At 36.1% G+C, this 17,526-nt stretch carries 15 protein-coding genes and 1 pseudogene; 13 read left to right on the top strand and 3 right to left on the bottom strand.

The features are described 5' to 3' along the window. Positions 1–30: 30 nt before the first annotated feature. Entirely contained in the window at positions 31–168 is a 138-nt protein-coding gene (locus EKM03_RS14960; protein WP_158614851.1) for a hypothetical protein, read from the bottom strand. Positions 169–1,171: 1,003 nt separating this feature from the next. Here EKM03_RS14960 and EKM03_RS04790 point away from each other — a divergent pair. The 6 genes and pseudogenes from EKM03_RS04790 to EKM03_RS15450 form a co-directional block, all read left to right on the top strand. Next, entirely contained in the window at positions 1,172–1,432 is a 261-nt protein-coding gene (locus EKM03_RS04790; RefSeq protein WP_126460711.1) for a heavy-metal-associated domain-containing protein, read from the top strand. 103 nt (positions 1,433–1,535) lie between these two features. Then, entirely contained in the window at positions 1,536–1,868 is a 333-nt protein-coding gene (locus EKM03_RS04785) for a helix-turn-helix transcriptional regulator (protein ID WP_126460708.1), read from the top strand. A 19-nt stretch (positions 1,869–1,887) separates the two neighbouring features. Next, on the top strand, positions 1,888–2,358 hold the full coding sequence (locus EKM03_RS04780) for a DUF6428 family protein (protein WP_126563955.1): 471 nt from the start codon (positions 1,888–1,890) through the stop codon (positions 2,356–2,358). Positions 2,359–2,373: 15 nt separating this feature from the next. Beyond that, a complete protein-coding gene (locus tag EKM03_RS04775; protein WP_126569133.1) occupies positions 2,374–3,006 on the top strand; it encodes a low molecular weight phosphatase family protein in 633 nt (210 codons plus the stop codon). A gap of 2 nt (positions 3,007–3,008) precedes the next feature. After that, the gene (gene arsB / locus EKM03_RS04770; protein ID WP_126460699.1) at positions 3,009–4,103 is read left to right on the top strand and encodes an ACR3 family arsenite efflux transporter; all 1,095 of its coding nucleotides are present in this window, start codon (positions 3,009–3,011) and stop codon (positions 4,101–4,103) included. Between the two features lie 127 nt (positions 4,104–4,230). Further along, a pseudogene (locus EKM03_RS15450) lies at positions 4,231–4,353 on the top strand (FAD-dependent oxidoreductase); the annotation flags it as partial. A 125-nt stretch (positions 4,354–4,478) separates the two neighbouring features. Here EKM03_RS15450 and EKM03_RS04760 read toward each other — a convergent pair. Beyond that, positions 4,479–5,441 carry an arginase gene (locus EKM03_RS04760; RefSeq protein WP_126556039.1) on the bottom strand — a complete coding sequence of 321 codons (963 nt, stop codon included), beginning with the start codon at positions 5,439–5,441 and terminating at the stop codon, positions 4,479–4,481. Positions 5,442–5,452: 11 nt separating this feature from the next. Continuing rightward, complete coding sequence (rocD, locus tag EKM03_RS04755; protein ID WP_126460690.1) at positions 5,453–6,736, bottom strand: ornithine--oxo-acid transaminase; 1,284 nt, start codon at positions 6,734–6,736, stop codon at positions 5,453–5,455. A 230-nt stretch (positions 6,737–6,966) separates the two neighbouring features. Between rocD and EKM03_RS04750 the strand changes: the two genes are divergently transcribed. The 7 genes from EKM03_RS04750 (at position 6,967) to EKM03_RS04720 (ending at position 17,451) form a co-directional block, all read left to right on the top strand. Continuing rightward, positions 6,967–7,419, top strand: a complete 453-nt coding sequence (locus EKM03_RS04750; RefSeq protein ID WP_126454003.1) for an Lrp/AsnC family transcriptional regulator — start codon at positions 6,967–6,969, stop codon at positions 7,417–7,419. A 124-nt stretch (positions 7,420–7,543) separates the two neighbouring features. Next, positions 7,544–9,637 (top strand): penicillin acylase family protein, encoded by a 2,094-nt coding sequence (locus EKM03_RS04745; RefSeq protein WP_233584059.1) that lies wholly within the window; start codon positions 7,544–7,546, stop codon positions 9,635–9,637. 111 nt (positions 9,638–9,748) lie between these two features. After that, positions 9,749–10,519 carry a dienelactone hydrolase family protein gene (locus tag EKM03_RS04740; protein ID WP_126556035.1) on the top strand — a complete coding sequence of 257 codons (771 nt, stop codon included), beginning with the start codon at positions 9,749–9,751 and terminating at the stop codon, positions 10,517–10,519. 750 nt (positions 10,520–11,269) lie between these two features. Next, positions 11,270–13,045, top strand: coding sequence for a long-chain fatty acid--CoA ligase (locus EKM03_RS04735; protein WP_126460681.1), 1,776 nt, complete (start codon positions 11,270–11,272; stop codon positions 13,043–13,045). 5 nt (positions 13,046–13,050) lie between these two features. After that, positions 13,051–14,103 carry a proline iminopeptidase-family hydrolase gene (locus EKM03_RS04730; RefSeq protein WP_126515481.1) on the top strand — a complete coding sequence of 351 codons (1,053 nt, stop codon included), beginning with the start codon at positions 13,051–13,053 and terminating at the stop codon, positions 14,101–14,103. 404 nt (positions 14,104–14,507) lie between these two features. Continuing rightward, the gene (locus tag EKM03_RS04725) at positions 14,508–15,017 is read left to right on the top strand and encodes a MarR family winged helix-turn-helix transcriptional regulator (protein WP_231507419.1); all 510 of its coding nucleotides are present in this window, start codon (positions 14,508–14,510) and stop codon (positions 15,015–15,017) included. A 43-nt stretch (positions 15,018–15,060) separates the two neighbouring features. Next, positions 15,061–17,451 (top strand): 3-hydroxyacyl-CoA dehydrogenase/enoyl-CoA hydratase family protein, encoded by a 2,391-nt coding sequence (locus EKM03_RS04720; RefSeq protein WP_126455655.1) that lies wholly within the window; start codon positions 15,061–15,063, stop codon positions 17,449–17,451. Positions 17,452–17,526: the final 75 nt, after the last annotated feature.

Genomic DNA, 17,526 nt, shown 5'->3' with positions numbered 1-17,526 from the left:
CTTAATAATGATTCCTATTATTTATTAAATTTATTTTTTTATGATTGTTCGGGTGATGTCGTCCTGATTATAGACCGTAATAAAATACATCTCACTAGAATAAGAACTTAAAACCATACTTGCCGCTTCCAAAGTTACTTTGATCTCTTGAACTAAAGCGCCTAACATATTAATACTTTAATGCCTCTGATGGGAGTAATACTCTGAATCTTCAAAATAGTAGTGATAGGATTGAGTTAAGAGCCCGTCAGCGGTGGCAGTTACCCAACTTGAAGCTAAATTATTATCCAGAGTGGTACTTATTAATTCGAGGTAACTTCCTCGACCTTCAGGAGCTAATGGACAAGACACGGAATCAAAATATTCTACTGAATCAATTTTAAATAAGTAATAACCATGGTATAATGTCGTATTTTAAAATCAGGATAAAATCATGTAAAAATCTGATTTAAAGCTGTTTTACTTAAAGTTAATTCTTTTGACTTTACGACTTTTAAACTTTCGACTTACTTACATGACAAAAAGCGGTTATAAATAAACAAATAAGCTTGACCCTGACCCTAACTAGATCGAGTTTGACTTTAAAATGAATTTGCAAAACTGAAATTAACGCTGTATCTTTACTCTCAAGACCGATGTTTCTCATTAGAAATATTATCTGGTAATAATTCTTTAATATACTAAATTTCAGTGTTTTTACTGATTAATTATTATTTATTGTATCGATTTTTATTAAAATATATTTTTGTCATGTACTAAAAAATAATAGCTACAATTTAATATCGTATTTTATTAAAACTCTAAATTTCTTTACTACCGATTTCACAGATTAACACAAATTAATTCGTCATTTAGCTTTAAAAATCGTTTTAAACCTTCAAATCTATGACAAAACTCTTTTTAATAATTGCGACAATATATCTTTCATGCTGCTTATTTCAGTATAAAATAACAATCGGACAGGTGAATAAAGCGTAATCTTACGCAAATTTATTTAACACTAGAGTAGCGATATCCTTTTTCAAACCGTTCCGGTGCATTCGTATTTTTTCTTAGTAAACCTATTGCATTTTAAAACTTAAAAATGATTGTTTATTTGTTTTAAAAAGTATAAACAACTAATCTTAAAATACTTAGACACCTAAAAACAACTAATTTAAAACACAAAATCATGAGCATACTCACTGACAATGTAATTCCAGGAAATCATGGTAAAATTTTTGGTACCAATGCGATCAAAGATTTAGATTTATTAGAAATTAAAGCAAGTCTGCTGAAGTTAGACGGAATAATAGACGTCCTTTTGAATACTGATCTTTTCCCTAGAGAATTTACAATACACACCTCCAAGATGATTCCTGTAAGTGTTATTCAAGATCAAGTACGATCAGTGGGGTTTCACGCCATCCCAAAAGAAGTATTTGAACTTTAATTTTTAAAGGTAACTTTTAAAAATCAACACTATCTTTAAAAAAATCAATATCATTTGTTTATTTCAAATCTATATCGTAATATTGCAATATAAATATATAACGATGGGAATTACTAAATCAGACCATTTCACAGACGAGCAAAACGAATTGGCAACTTTAGCCAAAGCCATAGGCCATCCTGCACGTATTGCTATTATTCAACACCTCATCAAGGTGGATAGTTGTGTGTGCGGTGATATTGTAAACGAACTGCCTCTAGCCCAGCCTACGGTTTCGCAGCACCTGAAGGAACTTAAAAATGCCGGACTCATAAAAGGCAATTTTGAAGGAAATGCAATTTGTTATTGCCTAAACGAAGAAGGCTTTAATAAAATAAAAGGCTTTTTTCAGCACATCAATACTTATTTAGAAAACAAGAAAAATCAATGCTGTTAATTTTTAAATTACAAAAATAATGAAACTATCCGAAATTAAAAAAGAGTTGATCACATTAGACAATGTTGCTTTTGTATTACCAAACGGAACCTTTGTTCCTGAACATTTCCATGTAACTGAAGTGGGTTTGATCACTAAAAATTTTATTGACTGCGGTGGAAAAGTTAGAAAAGAAACTGTGGTAAATTTTCAATTATGGGATGCCAATGACTTTGAACACCGCCTAAAACCAAAAAAACTTTTAGAAATTATTGCGCTTTCAGAAAAAATACTGGGCATTGAAGATTATGAAGTAGAAGTCGAATTCCAATCAGAAACTATTGGGAAATACGACATTAGTTTCAACGGAACAGCATTTACCTTAATCAACAAGCAAACGGCTTGTTTGGCAGAGGATCAATGCGGAATTCTTCCCGAAAAACAAAAAGTAAAATTATCCGAAATTCCAAGTCAAACCAATACTTGCACCCCTGGTGGTGGCTGTTGTTAATTTTAAAACTAAGATATGACATTAATCAAAACAAACTTGTTTCCAGAAATAGAAACACAAATAACTGCCTTTGGTTTTGAAGATATTTCAGTTGAACGCAAAATTATTTTGCAACCGCTAATTGACTTTATTCAGACAAAAGTAGCCCATCAACAAGAGATCAGATTGAATTTGATTTGCACACACAATTCCAGAAGAAGTCATCTGGCACAAGTTTGGGCACAAACAGCCGCAGCACATTTCAATGTAAAAAATGTATTTTGCTATTCTGGTGGGACCGAAGCAACTGCTTTATTTCCTATGGTTGCCCAAACTTTAGTACAATCAGGATTCAAAATCAAAGCAATCACAGCAGGAAATAATCCCATTTACACCATAAAATATGGAGAAAATGAGCCTCCTATTATTGGTTTTTCCAAGACCTACGATGATGATTTTAATCCGAAAAATGAATTTGCAGCGATTATGACTTGCTCTCAAGCAGATGGAGGCTGTCCTTTTATCGCTGGTGCTGAAAAACGTATCCCAATTACTTTTGAAGATCCAAAAGCATTTGACAACACTCCACAACAAGCCGAAAAATATCAGGAGCGAAGTTTACAGATTGCCACCGAAATGTTTTATGTCTTCTCCCAAATAAAATTATAAATATGTCAGCATCTACTTGTTTTCCCGCAGCAGAAAGAAAAAAACTAGGTTTCCTAGATCGATTTTTAACCCTTTGGATCTTCCTTGCAATGGCACTTGGTGTTGCTGTAGGGAATTTCATCCCTTCCAGTGGGAATTTTATCAACTCTTTTTCCAGCGGAACAACTAATATCCCACTCGCCATTGGTTTAATCTTAATGATGTATCCGCCATTAGCCAAAGTGAATTATAGTAAAATGGGAGACGTATTCCAAAACACCAAAGTATTGGGTGCTTCCCTGTTCCTGAATTGGGTGGTAGGCCCAATCCTCATGTTTTCATTAGCCTTACTTTTCCTAAATGGATATCCGGAATACATGATTGGAGTCATCTTGATCGGATTAGCCCGATGCATTGCGATGGTAGTGGTTTGGAATGATCTGGCCGACGGTAATAGAGAATATGCCGCTGGATTAATCGCTTTGAATAGTATTTTTCAGGTATTGCTTTACAGCGTATATGCGTATGTTTTCATAACCATTTTGCCACCGTATTTTGGCTATACCGGTTTTGATGTGACGATAGGTATTGGTCAAATTGCAGAAAGCGTAGGTATTTATTTAGGAATTCCATTTGCTTTGGGAATAATCAGCCGGTATGGTCTTATAAAACTCAAAGGCGAAACTTGGTTTCAAAACAAGTATATACCTTTTATTTCTCCTATTACTTTAGTGGCCTTGTTATTTACCATCATATTAATGTTTAGTCTGAAGGGCGCATTAATTGTGCAAATCCCCCTGGATGTAGTTCGGATAGCTATTCCTTTAGTTATTTATTTCACCTTAATGTTTGTGATCAGTTTTTTTCTCGGAAAGTATTTTGGTGCTGATTATTCTAAATCTACCGCAATCGCTTTTACGGCAACCGGAAACAATTTTGAATTGGCTATTGCAGTTGCAATTGGCGTTTTTGGAATCAACAGCGGACAAGCATTTGCCGGCGTTATTGGTCCTCTGGTCGAAGTTCCGGCGCTAATTGCATTGGTAAACGTCGCTTTTTGGTTTAGAAAAAAATATTATACAAAACCCGAATTAGACCCAAAAACTGGAACCTCTTAAATGTTCCGCTACTAGAGAACTCAACTATTTTATCACAGACTCTCTTTTGTTTTAAACTTGTTTTAAAACAGTGAATCTGTGGTAATCTAAAAAACTAAAATAGAATTTAATCCAGATTCAAAACAGAATGAATGAAATTAAAAATGTCATTATCATTGGTGGCGGACAAAGCGGATTGGCTTGCGGATATTATTTAAAACGCAATAAATTAAACGTTTCTCTCCTGGATAAAGAAGAAAAATGCGGTGGTACCTGGCAACATGTTGGGGATAGCCTAACGCTTTTTTCTCCTGCCGAACACAATTCATTGCCCGGCTGGTTGATGCCAAAAAATCTAAAACTGATTTCGGGCTTTTTTATACACGCTAAAAAAAATTATTCTGCAGGAATAACCAGTTCTGAGGTAATGGCTTCTAAAACTTCAAAAGCAGTTTCTGCCATTTTATTTCCTTTGGTGTCTAATAATGGGTTAATCTCGACAAATTCGATACAAACTACTTTTTTGGTTTGAACAATTTGTTTGATGATCGCTATTACTTCATACTGATCAAAACCTTTGGAAACCGGTGTTCCAGTCCCGTAAGAAATCATATCACAATCCATAGAATCCACATCAAAAGAAACATATAGCACTTCACAATGCGATAGTTTAGTTAATGCTTCCGCGACACACTTTCGTAAACCGCGATACCGCACTTCATCAACTTTATAATTTTTGATTTGCAATTTTTCAATTTGCTTATCCTCCTCTTCTTCGGTATCCCGAACGCCAAAATATACCAGGTTTTCTGCCAAAACTTTCGGTCCCTTACAACCTATATTTTTCATGTCTTCCCAGTGCTGTTGGGTTTCCGGAGGCACTTCGTTATTCTGGCAACTCAAATTATCATCCGCAAGAGCCGCAGATAGTGGCATTCCATGAATATTACCGGATGGCGAAGTGTAAGGTGAATGCAAATCCGCATGGGCATCAATCCAAAACACCCCGATATTTTGTTCCGGAAAAGCTGCTTTTATACCACTTAATGTTCCTAATGCCGAAGAATGATCACCTGATAAAACAATTGGAAAATAATTTCCTGCTAAATTTTTCTGTACTGCATTACAAACTCTGGTGCATTGCTCCACTACATGCTCAATTCGTTTAGCCGAAGAACTTCGGTTTTTATCATATATGGATTCGTTGTGCGTTTTGACATCTTCAAACTCAAACTGATTAAAATAATCACTGTTTTGATTGATTGCCGCAATTTCGATAGCATCAATCCCTAAGTCGGATCCTCGTGTACCAGCACCTATATCGGATCTGTTCTTTATTAATTTTATAGATTTTCCCATTGTACTTAAAATTATTTGAAATCGTTTAGAGCTCGCTCAATTATACCCAAACATTCCTGTATTTGAGGTTCTGAAATTACTAATGGTGGTGCAAATCGAATTTTGTTGCCGTGTGTTGGTTTTGCCAATAATCCATAATCTCTAAATTTCATACAAATATTCCAGGCTAAATCAGATTCTTCACCACTGTTGATAACTATGGCGTTCAGTAATCCTTTTCCTCTGACCAACGTAATTAATGGGTTTCTGGAAGCAATTTCGTTAAGTCCTGTTCTTAAAACTTCGCCTAAGTACGCCGCATTTTGTGCTAAATTTTCCTCTTTCACTACTTCCAGTGCAGCAATAGCCACAGCCGCTGCAACAGGATTTCCTCCAAAAGTGGAACCGTGTTGTCCTGGTTTAATCACATTCATAATGGGATCATTCGCTAAAACTGCCGAAACTGGGTACACACCGCCCGAAATAGCTTTTCCTAGAATAAGGATATCTGGTTTTACTTCCGGTCTGCCTTCACATCCTTTTTTACAGTCACAATTTCCGCAAGTTGCTAATAATCTTCCCGTGCGTGCAATTCCTGTTTGCACTTCATCCGCGATAAATAGAACGTTATGTGCTTCACAAAGCGCTTTTGTTTTTGCTAAATATCCTTCGGCAGGAACATACACTCCCGCTTCTCCTTGAATTGGTTCCACTAAAAATCCAGCAATATTTGGGGTTGATTTTAATACGTTTTCTAGGGCGTCAACATCATCGTACGGAATTTTAATAAATCCAGCAGTGAATGGTCCAAAGTTTTTACGGGCACTCTCATCATTCGAAAATGAAATGATTGTTGTTGTTCTTCCGTGAAAATTGTTTTCACAAACAATGATTTGTGCTTGATTTTCAGGAATTCCTTTTATCTCATAGGCCCATTTTCTACACAATTTCAAAGCAGTTTCCACTGCTTCAGCACCTGTATTCATGGGCAACACTTTATCAAAACCAAAATACTTAGTCACATATTCCTCAAAAGGTCCTAGTTGATCATTATGAAAAGCACGTGAAGTTAAGGTCAATGTTTGTGCTTGTTTTATCATTGCATCCACAATTTTTGGATGACAATGCCCTTGGTTTACGGCAGAATAGGCCGATAAAAAATCATAATATTTTTTTCCGTCTACATCCCAGACATAAACCCCTTCGCCTCTTTCTAAAACCACAGGTAAAGGATGGTAATTGTGTGCTCCGTATTGATTTTCTTTAGCTATTAACGCTTCCGATTTTGAAGAAAGGTTTTGTTCTGTGTGTGTCATGATATTCCTATTTTGATATTACAAAGTACAAAACTACAGATTTTTTTTAAATTGACAATAAAAATAAATATTTTGACTTTTTTAAAAGTATTATTTTAAATAAATTACTTAATTTACATGAAAAAAAGTCATTTTTTAAATATAAAATTCAAATAATAGAACTATTCCCATATAAATAAAAATAAGTACTTTTATACAAACACAAAAGCATCATTTATAAGTAAACCAACATGGATATACTAGACGAGTTTGATATCAACATTATCAAAGAATTAGAGAAAGACGGAAGAATGGCGTATTCTGCTATTGCAGCCAATCTAAAAATATCAAATACAATGGTGCATCAGCGCATGAACAGATTAACAGAACAAGGAATACTTATCGGAATAAAACCGGTCATCAATGAAAAGAAAATTGGATATGATTGGGGATCATTCACAGGAATTACCTTGAATAAAGACCAAGATTCTGACCGGATTATTGAGGAACTGAAAAACATTCCAGAAATAACGGAATGCTATTATATCACCGGATCTTTTACCCTTTATATAAAAATAATTGCCAAAAATCATGAGCACATGCGTAAAGTTCTGTATGAAAAAATAGACACTATTCCGGGTATTGCCAAAACAGATTCCATAATCGAACTGGGGTGTGCATTTAAACGAAACGTAAGTCTCTAATTAAAATTCAATAATAATGACGTATTTCAAGAACCATTTACCCCTTGCAGTTTTAATTTTTTGTTTTAGTTGCTCCCTGTTTTCACAAAAGATATCAAACCAAGAACTAGAAAGACTAAAAAAAATGTCGCAACAAGTCACTATTATCAGAGACAATTGGGGAATTGCGCATGTGTATGGCAAAACGGATGCAGATGCCGTTTTTGGAATGCTGTACGCACAATGTGAAGACGATTTCAAACGGGTAGAAATGAATTACATTGAAAAACTGGGCCGTCTTTCCGAAATCAAAGGACAGTCCGTTTTGTACAATGATTTAGAAATTAAACTTTTAATCGATACCGAAGATGCTAAAAACGATTATAAAAAAGCAGCGCCTTGGTTGAAAAAATTATTAAACAGTTATGCGGACGGGATCAACTTTTATCTATACAATCACCCCGAAGTAAAACCCGCTTTATTAACTCATTTTGAGCCTTGGTTTCCATTGCTTTGGACTGACGGAAGTATTGGAGCCATAAGCACAGCTGATCTTTCTACTGGAGAATTGAAAGCTTTTTATTCGGGAAACACCGATAAAGTAGCCTATATAGAACGAGAAAAAGACGTACAAACGGGTTCTAACGGATTTGCAATTGCACCTTCAAAAACAGCGTCTGGGAATGCCATTTTATACATTAATCCGCATACCACTTTTTATTTCAGGCCAGAAATACAGATGAGCAGTCAAGAAGGGCTGAATGCGTATGGAGCCGTTACTTGGGGACAATTTTTTATTTACCAAGGATTTAACGAAAACTGTGGCTGGATGCATACCTCCTCAAGTGTTGATGTTGCGGATATGTATGCCGAGAAAATCGTGACCAAAAACAACAAACTATTTTACGAATACGATACCAAATTAGTTCCAGTTGTCGAGAAAAAAATAACCATCAAGTATCTGGAAAATGGAAAATTGATTCCTAAAACATTCAATACTTATTATACCAATCACGGTCCAATCATGGCTAAAAGAGACGGGAAATGGATTAGCTTAAAATCCAATAACCGTTCGATGAAAAGTCTGGAACAAAGTTGGATACGAACAAAATCAAAAAGTTTTGAAGACTACAAAACTGCAATGGATTTGAAAGCCAATACCTCAAACAATACTGTTTATGCCGATAAAGAAGGAAACATTGCCTACTGGCATGGGAATTTTGTTCCCATTCGGGACAAAAACCTAAATTGGTCAAAAATAATGGACGGTACGACACCGGCTACACAATGGAAAGGATTACATGAAGTTTCAGAAACAGTACATTCTTATAATCCTATAAACGGCTGGTTACAAAACTGTAATTCTACACCATATACCGTGGCAGGAGATTATAGTCCAAAAGAAGAAAATTACTTGCCTTATATGGCTCCAGACGGAGAAAGTTTCAGAGGATTAAATGCTGTACGATTATTGAACAAAGGCAATAAATATACACTAGACAAAGTGATTGCTGACGGTTACGACACGAAACTAACGGCTCTCGAAGTGTTAATTCCATCCTTAATTTCCAGTTTTGAGAAAAACATCAGTCCCGAAGATACGCTTTATACAGAACTGTCAGAACCGATAACCTTATTGAAAAACTGGGATTATTACGCCCGGGAAAATTCTGTGGCTACCACCTTAGCTGTGGAATGGGCTTATAAATTAAACCCCATTATTCAAAAAGTATATATTGATCAGGGCCAAAAGGACCAAGTAGAAAATACTCGTGATTTTGCTAAAAATGCGTTTCCAGATCAACTGATTCCACAATTGCAAATGGTGATAAACGAATTGAAAATAAAATTTGGTACTTGGCAAATTCCTTGGGGCGAAATCAATCGTTTCCAGAGAACATCAGGCGACATAAATCTGGTTTATAGTGATGCTTTGGAAAGTTTACCTATTAGTTATGGACCAGCGCTTTGGGGAAGTTTACCTGCTTTTAAAAGCAATTATCAAAAAGATACCAAAAAACGCTACGGATTTAACGGAAATAGTTTTGTGTGTGCGGTGGAATTTGGACCAAAAATAAAAGCCAAATCGTTACTTGCGGGAGGAAATAGCGGTGATTCAAAATCGAAACATTTTTACGATCAAGCTGAAATGTACCGAAAAGGACAATTCAAAGACGTATTGTTTTATAAAGAGGATGTCCAGAAAAATGCCGAAAAAACATATCATCCCGGCGAGTAATCGCTTGTCTGTACGCCATAAGAATTAAAAATTACATCATCAATTAAAAAATCAAAGTCTTAGTTTTAGGATAAATTGATTGAGACATTTGTAAAAATAAAAATATCTAATATGAAAAATATTTTCTTTGTCTTTTTAGGATTCTTTTTGTTTTCCAATGACACATTTGCACAATTAAAATCCGTCAAATACACGGATGGAAACCAACAATTAAATGGCTTGTCTATTGCACCTAAAAAAGGAAGCAAAACAAAACCCGGAATTCTAATCCTTCCCGCTTGGAAAGGAATCGATACACATTCAAAACAATCTGCTGAGAGACTTTCAAGCATGGGCTATTATGCATTTGTAGCAGATATTTATGGCCAAGGGAATTATCCCGTAACCACACAAGAAGCCGGAAAGCAAGCTGGTTTTTACAAAAAAAATGTAGCTGATTATCAAAGACGCATTCAACTTGCTTTAGACCAATTAGTAAAAGCAGGCGCAAATCCTGCCAATATCGTAGTAATAGGCTATTGTTTTGGCGGAACAGGAGCACTGGAAGCCGCAAGAGCGGGAATGAAAATTCAAGGTGCAGTTTCTTTTCACGGAGGTTTAGGACATGATGCCGCAAGGGTAAATAATCCAATCACGGCTGAAATCCTGGTTTTACATGGTGCTGACGACACCTATGTGCCAGCAACGGAAGTGTCGTCCTTTCAACAAGAAATGAGAGATACAAAAGCAGAATGGGAAATGATTTATTATGCAAATTCCGTACATGCCTTTACTGAAATTGAAGCTGGTAATGATAATTCAAAAGGAGCAGCGTATAACGAAAAAGCTGCTATACGTTCTTGGGAGCGCATGAATTCTTTCTTAAAAGAAGTTTTAAAATAATTTAGATTTTTTTTTTTCAAAAAAAGTATACGTTCCAATTTTTTGTTAATTTTATAAATTAAAATGTACCTGACCGCGCTAATATACCACAATCGTTAGCGCAGTTTTACAAACTGTGCCCACAACAGAGAGCAAATAATGCAAAAAACTATGAGCAATTCAGGGCTTTTTGCTGTTTTTAAAACAAAAAATGTCTGCTAAGAATAAAGCCCTAAAAACCGAAGACCGGATTAGAAAATGAATTAGAATTGGTTTTATTAGATTTATTTTAGTGGCTAATTGGAATTGATACGGTTTTCAAAACTGCGCCAACGATTCTCTGTAAATACTAATGATCTATTGAACGCTTTTCCTCACTGGCGCTCGTTTATCCATGTTCTTTGGTGCTCGTTTGCAACGAGTACATACTTAAATTAAGACACAAATTATAATATTTATAATGCGGATCATTAAAAATTTCTTTAAGATTTTTTACAGAATAGATTATATAACTGTGTTACAAAAACTTTATAGTTCACATTAGTGACTAGGCACTAAAGTTTAACGGCACATTGAAAAGGGTACGAAGCCGGAAAATCTCGCACGGCCGTACACGCTTTTTTATTATAATCCTACACTAAAATTTTACTTCATGAAAACGATTTCGTTAAATAGTAACAATCCTTTCATAATTTTGCGATATAATTTCTAATTTTTAAAATTTATCCTTATTTTTTTTTTAATTTGCAATCAAATCCAATATTTTCTATAATGACAAATATCACCCGCCTTTTTGATTTCCCTTATTATCAGCAAGAAAAATACAATTCCATTCCGGATGCTTTAACAACAAAGCAAAATGGAGTTTGGATCAAAACATCTACACAGGAATATATCGCTAAAGCCAATGCCGTTTCGAGAGCACTACTCCGAATGGGTGTTCAAAAAGACGATAAAATTGCTATCATCTCTTCTAATAACAGAACCGAATGGAATATTATGGATATTGGTGTGTTGCAAACCGGCGCACAAACCGTTCCCATTTATCCTACCATTTCAGAAGAAGATTACGAATATATTCTGAACCATTCCGGTTCTATGTACTGTTTCGTATCGGATGCCGAAGTGCTTCGAAAAGTAAACCTCATCAAACATAAAGTTCCTACACTCAAAGAAGTATATTCCTTCAACGAAATAGAAGGTTGCACCAACTGGAATGAATTACTGATTCTTGGCGTAGACAACGGAAACCAAAACGAAGTGGAACAACGCAAAAATAACGTAAAAACTGAAGATTTAGCCACAATAATCTATACTTCCGGAACAACGGGAAGACCAAAAGGAGTCATGCTTTCTCATAAAAACATTGTATCGAATGTTTTAGACAGTGCTTCGAGAATTCCGTTTGAAGCCGGAAAAAGCCGTGCTTTAAGCTTCCTTCCTATTTGCCATATTTTTGAAAGAATGATTTTGTATTTATACCAATATTACGGAGTTTCAGTATATTTTGGCGAATCAATTGATAAAATTAGTGACAATCTAAAAGAAGTAAGACCAACAGTAATTACTGCCGTTCCGAGACTTTTAGAGAAAGTATACGATAAAATATACGCTAAAGGAACTGAGTTAACCGGTGTCAAAAAGAAACTATTTTTTTGGGCGATTGACTTAGGTTTAATCTATGAGCCGTATGGCAAAAATGGTTTTTGGTATGAATTACAACTCAAAATTGCCCGCAAACTGATTTTTAGTAAATGGAAGGAAGGTTTGGGTGGAAACCTCGATTTAATGGTTTCCGGAAGCGCTGCTTTGCAACCAAGACTAGCCCGCATTTTTGCCGCTGCCGAAATCCCAGTTATGGAAGGCTACGGATTGACCGAGACCTCTCCGGTAATCTCTGTAAATGATATTAGAAATGGTGGTTTCAGAGTGGGAACGGTGGGTAAAGTAATTGATAATGTGGAAGTGTTAATTGCTGAAGACGGCGAAATCCTTTGTAAAGGACCAAACGTAATGATGGGCTATTACAAAGATGAGAAATTGACCAATGAAGTAATAACTGACGGCTATTTTCACACTGGTGATATTGGAATTTTTGACGAAGACGGATTCTTAAAAATCACGGATCGTAAGAAAGAAATGTTCAAAACCTCAGGTGGTAAATATATTGCCCCACAATTAATCGAAAATACGATGAAACAATCGCGTTTCATTGAACAAATTATGGTTATTGGTGACGGTCAAAAAATGCCGGCTGCCTTTATTCAGCCGAGTTTTGATTTCATCAAAGAATGGGCCGTTATCCACGGAATCAACATAGGAAAAAGCAATGAAGAAATAATTGCCAACGAAAAAGTAATCGAAAGAATCCAATTGGAAATTGACAATCTGAACGAAAAATTTGGAAATTGGGAGAAGATAAAACGTTTTGAGCTAACGCCGGATTTATGGTCTGTGGAAGGTGGACAGCTTACGCCAACCCTGAAACTAAAACGAAAAATAGTAATGGAAAAATACATTGATTTATTCCATAAAATCTACAACTAGCCGTTATGAAACTAAAAGTCTTGATTTACTCCGTTGTCAGTGTGTTCTTTTTTTCTAATTGTCAGGAAAAACCAAAGGAAGATTCCATAAAAGCAAATTATTTAGATTTCTCCAAACGGGACGACCAACTCACAGGCGGCATCAAAATGATTCCGATTCATACGCCAAAAGGCACGTTTAAAGTCTGGACCAAACGAGTGGGCAATAATCCTAAAATAAAGGTGTTGTTGCTGCACGGCGGCCCAGGTTTGACCCATGAATTATACGAGGCCTTTGACGGGTATTTTCCCAACGAAAGCATTGAATACATTTATTACGATCAGTTAGGCTCGTATTACAGCGACCAACCCAACGACAACAGTTTGTGGACCAATGAACGTTTTGTGGAGGAAGTCGAGCAAGTGCGCATCGCATTAGGCTTGGACAGTTCTAATTTTTACCTGATGGGACAATCTTGGGGCGGAATCCTAGCAATGGAATACGCTTTGAAATACCAAAAAAACCTGAAAGGATTAATTATCTCAAATATGATGGCGAGTGCTCAGGAATATAACGCTTACGCAAAAGACGTTCTGGCACCGCAAATGGATTCTAAAATCCTAAAGCAATTACAGGATATCGAAAAAAATAATGATTTTGATAATCCAAAATACAGCGAATTACTGTTCAAACATTACTACACGGAACATATTTTGAGAATGCCACTCGAAAAATGGCCAGAATCCATCAACAGATGTTTCAAGCACATTAATCCTAATGTATATGTTTTTATGCAAGGCCACAGTGAATTTGGCATCACTGGAAATGCCTCCCTTAAAAATTGGGATGTCAAAGCCAGACTAAAAACCCTTACTGTTCCAACCTTGAGTATTGGTTCTAAATACGATACTATGGATCCCGAACACATGAAATGGATTGCTAACGAAGTCCAAAACGGACGTTTCTTGTTTTGTCCTAACGGAAGTCACCTTTCACAATACGATGACCCAAAAACCTATTTTCCGGGTGTGATTAAGTTCTTGAAAGATGTGGATAAAGGGGAGTTTAAGAAGGGTTAAATAAAAGATACTATAAAAAAACCACGAATTGATTTTCGTGGTTTTTTGGTTTTTAGTCGAGAACAATAAACTCAAAAATCAAATTTAACGATAGTAAACTACTTATTACGTAAATCCATAATCCCAACAATTAAATTAAAATCCCCAATCATTCTCCTCAGCAGGATTTGCGTAAGGGATGGAAGTGGCATCCCACGCTTTTTAGCGTGGATACAACGTACAGCCCGACCCGGAGTTTTTACGCAGGGATACGACCAAAAAATTAATTACTCTTAAAAAAAGAGTATAATCTCCTCTATTTCAGTGGAGATTTTTTATATTTAATGCTTTTTAACAAAAAAATGTTTTAATATATTATGCGTGCATAGTATTTTTTATTATATTTGAAAACGATATAGTTACTTATGAAAGATAAAACGATAGATTATATTTTACGTGCCACCTGGCAAGCAGTGGCCAGAATGTATAATGAAGAAGCTTCGAAATACGATGCGAGCATGGCTACTGGGTTCGCTTTATTGAGTATTGATAAGGAAGGTGGGACGCCATCGACCTCATTAGGACCAAAAATGGGAATGGAAGCTACCAGCTTAACCAGAACCCTTAAATCTATGGAGGAAAAAGGCTTGATTATTCGCAAGAAAAATCCAGTGGATGGCCGTGGAGTATTGATTTACCTCACGGATTTTGGTAAAGAAAAAAGAGAATTGTCAAAAAATACGGTGTTGAAATTCAATGAAACGGTGAAACAAACTATTTCGGAAGAGAAACTGCAGCACTTTATTGAAGTTGCAGAAGCCATCAATGAATTAATTCAAGAGAAAAATATATTTACGCACACGAGCGCCAGCGAACTGGCGGAACAAACTGAAAAAACAGCGAATGACACCGCCAAAATTGAAATCCTTCAATAAAAATAGCGCTGTCATTTTCTAATGAAAATCAAATATTATTTATATGAAACGCACAATTAAAAAAGTTGCAGTGATTGGATCCGGAATTATGGGTTCAGGAATTGCTTGTCATTTTGCTAACATTGGAGTTGAAGTTCTGTTATTAGATATTGTTCCAAGAGAACTTACCGAAGCGGAAGCTAAAAAAGGACTGACTTTAGAAAGCAAAATCGTTAGAAACCGATTGGTAAATGAGCATTTGGCCAATTCACTGAAATCGAAACCCTCTCCTATTTACAATCCAAAATTTGCTAGCAGAATTACTACTGGAAATACCACAGATGACATGGCGAAAATCGCTACTGTGGATTGGATTATTGAAGTTGTTGTAGAACGGTTAGACATCAAGAAAATGGTTTTTGAACAAATTGAAAAATTCAGAAAACCGGGAACTCTAGTAACTTCAAACACATCTGGAATTCCAATTCACTTTATGAGTGAAGGACGAAGCGACGATTTCCAAAAGCATTTCTGCGGGACACACTTTTTTAACCCTGCGCGTTATTTGAAATTATTCGAAATTATTCCTGGCCCGCACACAGCATCGGAAGTTTTGGATTTTCTTACGGATTATGGATCCAAATTCTTGGGTAAAACTTCGGTCGTGGCCAAAGATACTCCAGCGTTTATTGGAAACCGAATCGGGATTTATGGGATTCAAAGTTTGTTTCATTTAGTTAAAGAAATGGGATTGACGATTGAAGAAGTGGATAAATTGACCGGTCCAGTTATTGGAAGACCAAAATCAGCTACTTTCAGAACTGTTGACGTAGTTGGATTGGATACTTTGGTGCACGTTGCCAACGGAATCTACGAAAATTGTCCGAATGACGAGCAACACGATTTGTTTAAATTGCCGGATTTTGTCAACAAAATGATGGAGAACAAATGGTTGGGAAGCAAAACTGGTCAAGGTTTTTATAAAAAAGTAGACAAGGATATTTTATCATTGGATTTAGATACTTTAGAATATCGTCCGGCTAAAAGAGCGTCTTTCGCCACTTTAGAACTGACAAAAACGATTGATAAACCTATTGACCGTTTTAAAGTTTTGGTAAAAGGAAAAGATAAAGCAGGCGAATTTTACCGTAAAAGTTTTGCGGGAATGTTTGCTTACGTTTCCAATAGAATTCCTGAAATTTCAGATGAATTATACAAGATTGACGATGCCATGAAAGCCGGTTTTGGATGGGAAAATGGTCCTTTCGAAATTTGGGACGCCATTGGTGTTGCCAAAGGAATCGAAATGATGAAAGCGGAAGGCCTTGAACCAGCTGCTTGGGTAACTGATATGCTTGCTAATGGAACTAAAAGTTTCTATTCAATAAAAGAAGGTGCTACTTATTTTTATGATATTCCAACAAAATCTGCAACTAAGGTTCCTGGTCAGGATGCCTTTATTATCCTGAACAACATACGCGAAAGCAAAAAAGTGTGGAGCAATAGCGGCGCCATTATTCAAGATTTAGGAGATGGAATTTTGAACTTAGAATTCCAGTCTAAAATGAATACGATTGGTGGCGATGTTTTACAGGCGATCAACAAAGCGATTGACTTATCTGAAAAAGAATATCAAGGATTGGTTATTGGAAATCAGGCAGCGAATTTCTCTGTGGGTGCTAACATAGGAATGATTTTCATGATGGCCGTCGAGCAAGAATACGACGAGCTGAATATGGCCATCAAAATGTTCCAAGACACAATGATGCGCGTGCGCTACTCCGGAATTCCAGTTGTGGTTGCGCCACACGGAATGACTTTTGGCGGTGGTTGCGAAATGAGCTTACACGCTGATAAAGTTGTTGCTGCAGCCGAAACGTATATGGGATTAGTAGAATTTGGCGTTGGAGTTATTCCTGGCGGTGGCGGATCTAAAGAGATGGCATTGCGTGCTGCAGATTTATTCCATAAAAATGATGTGGAGTTGAACGTATTGCAAGAATATTTCTTGACGATCGCTATGGCAAAAGTATCTACTTCAGGTTACGAAGCTTTTGATACCGGACTTTTACAACACGGAAAAGATATCATCGTTGTGAATAAAGACCGTCAGATTGCTGAAGCAAAGAAACACGCTTTATTAATGGCAGAAGCAGGTTACACACAACCAATTCGCAGAAGCGACGTAAAAGTTCTTGGAAAACAAGCTTTGGGAATGTTCTTAGTAGGAACAGACCAAATGGAAGCCGGAAAATACATCTCGGAACACGACAAGAAAATCGCTAACAAACTAGCTTATGTTATGGCTGGTGGAGATTTATCAGAACCAACTTTAGTAACCGAACAATATTTATTGGATCTGGAACGTGAAGCATTCTTATCTCTTTGTACAGAAAGAAAAACATTAGAAAGAATCCAGTTTATGTTAACCAAAGGGAAACCGTTACGCAATTAGAAAATAGAACAAGGAGAATAGAATATAGATTAAAAACAAAATTTAAAGTCTATTATTTATTCTCTATATTCTCAA

The organism is Flavobacterium sp. GSP6 (genome assembly GCF_003984855.1).
Lineage (GTDB): Bacteria > Bacteroidota > Bacteroidia > Flavobacteriales > Flavobacteriaceae > Flavobacterium.
The sequence above is the reverse complement of the archived record's forward strand: the minus strand, read 5'-3'. Positions and strand labels throughout refer to the sequence as shown.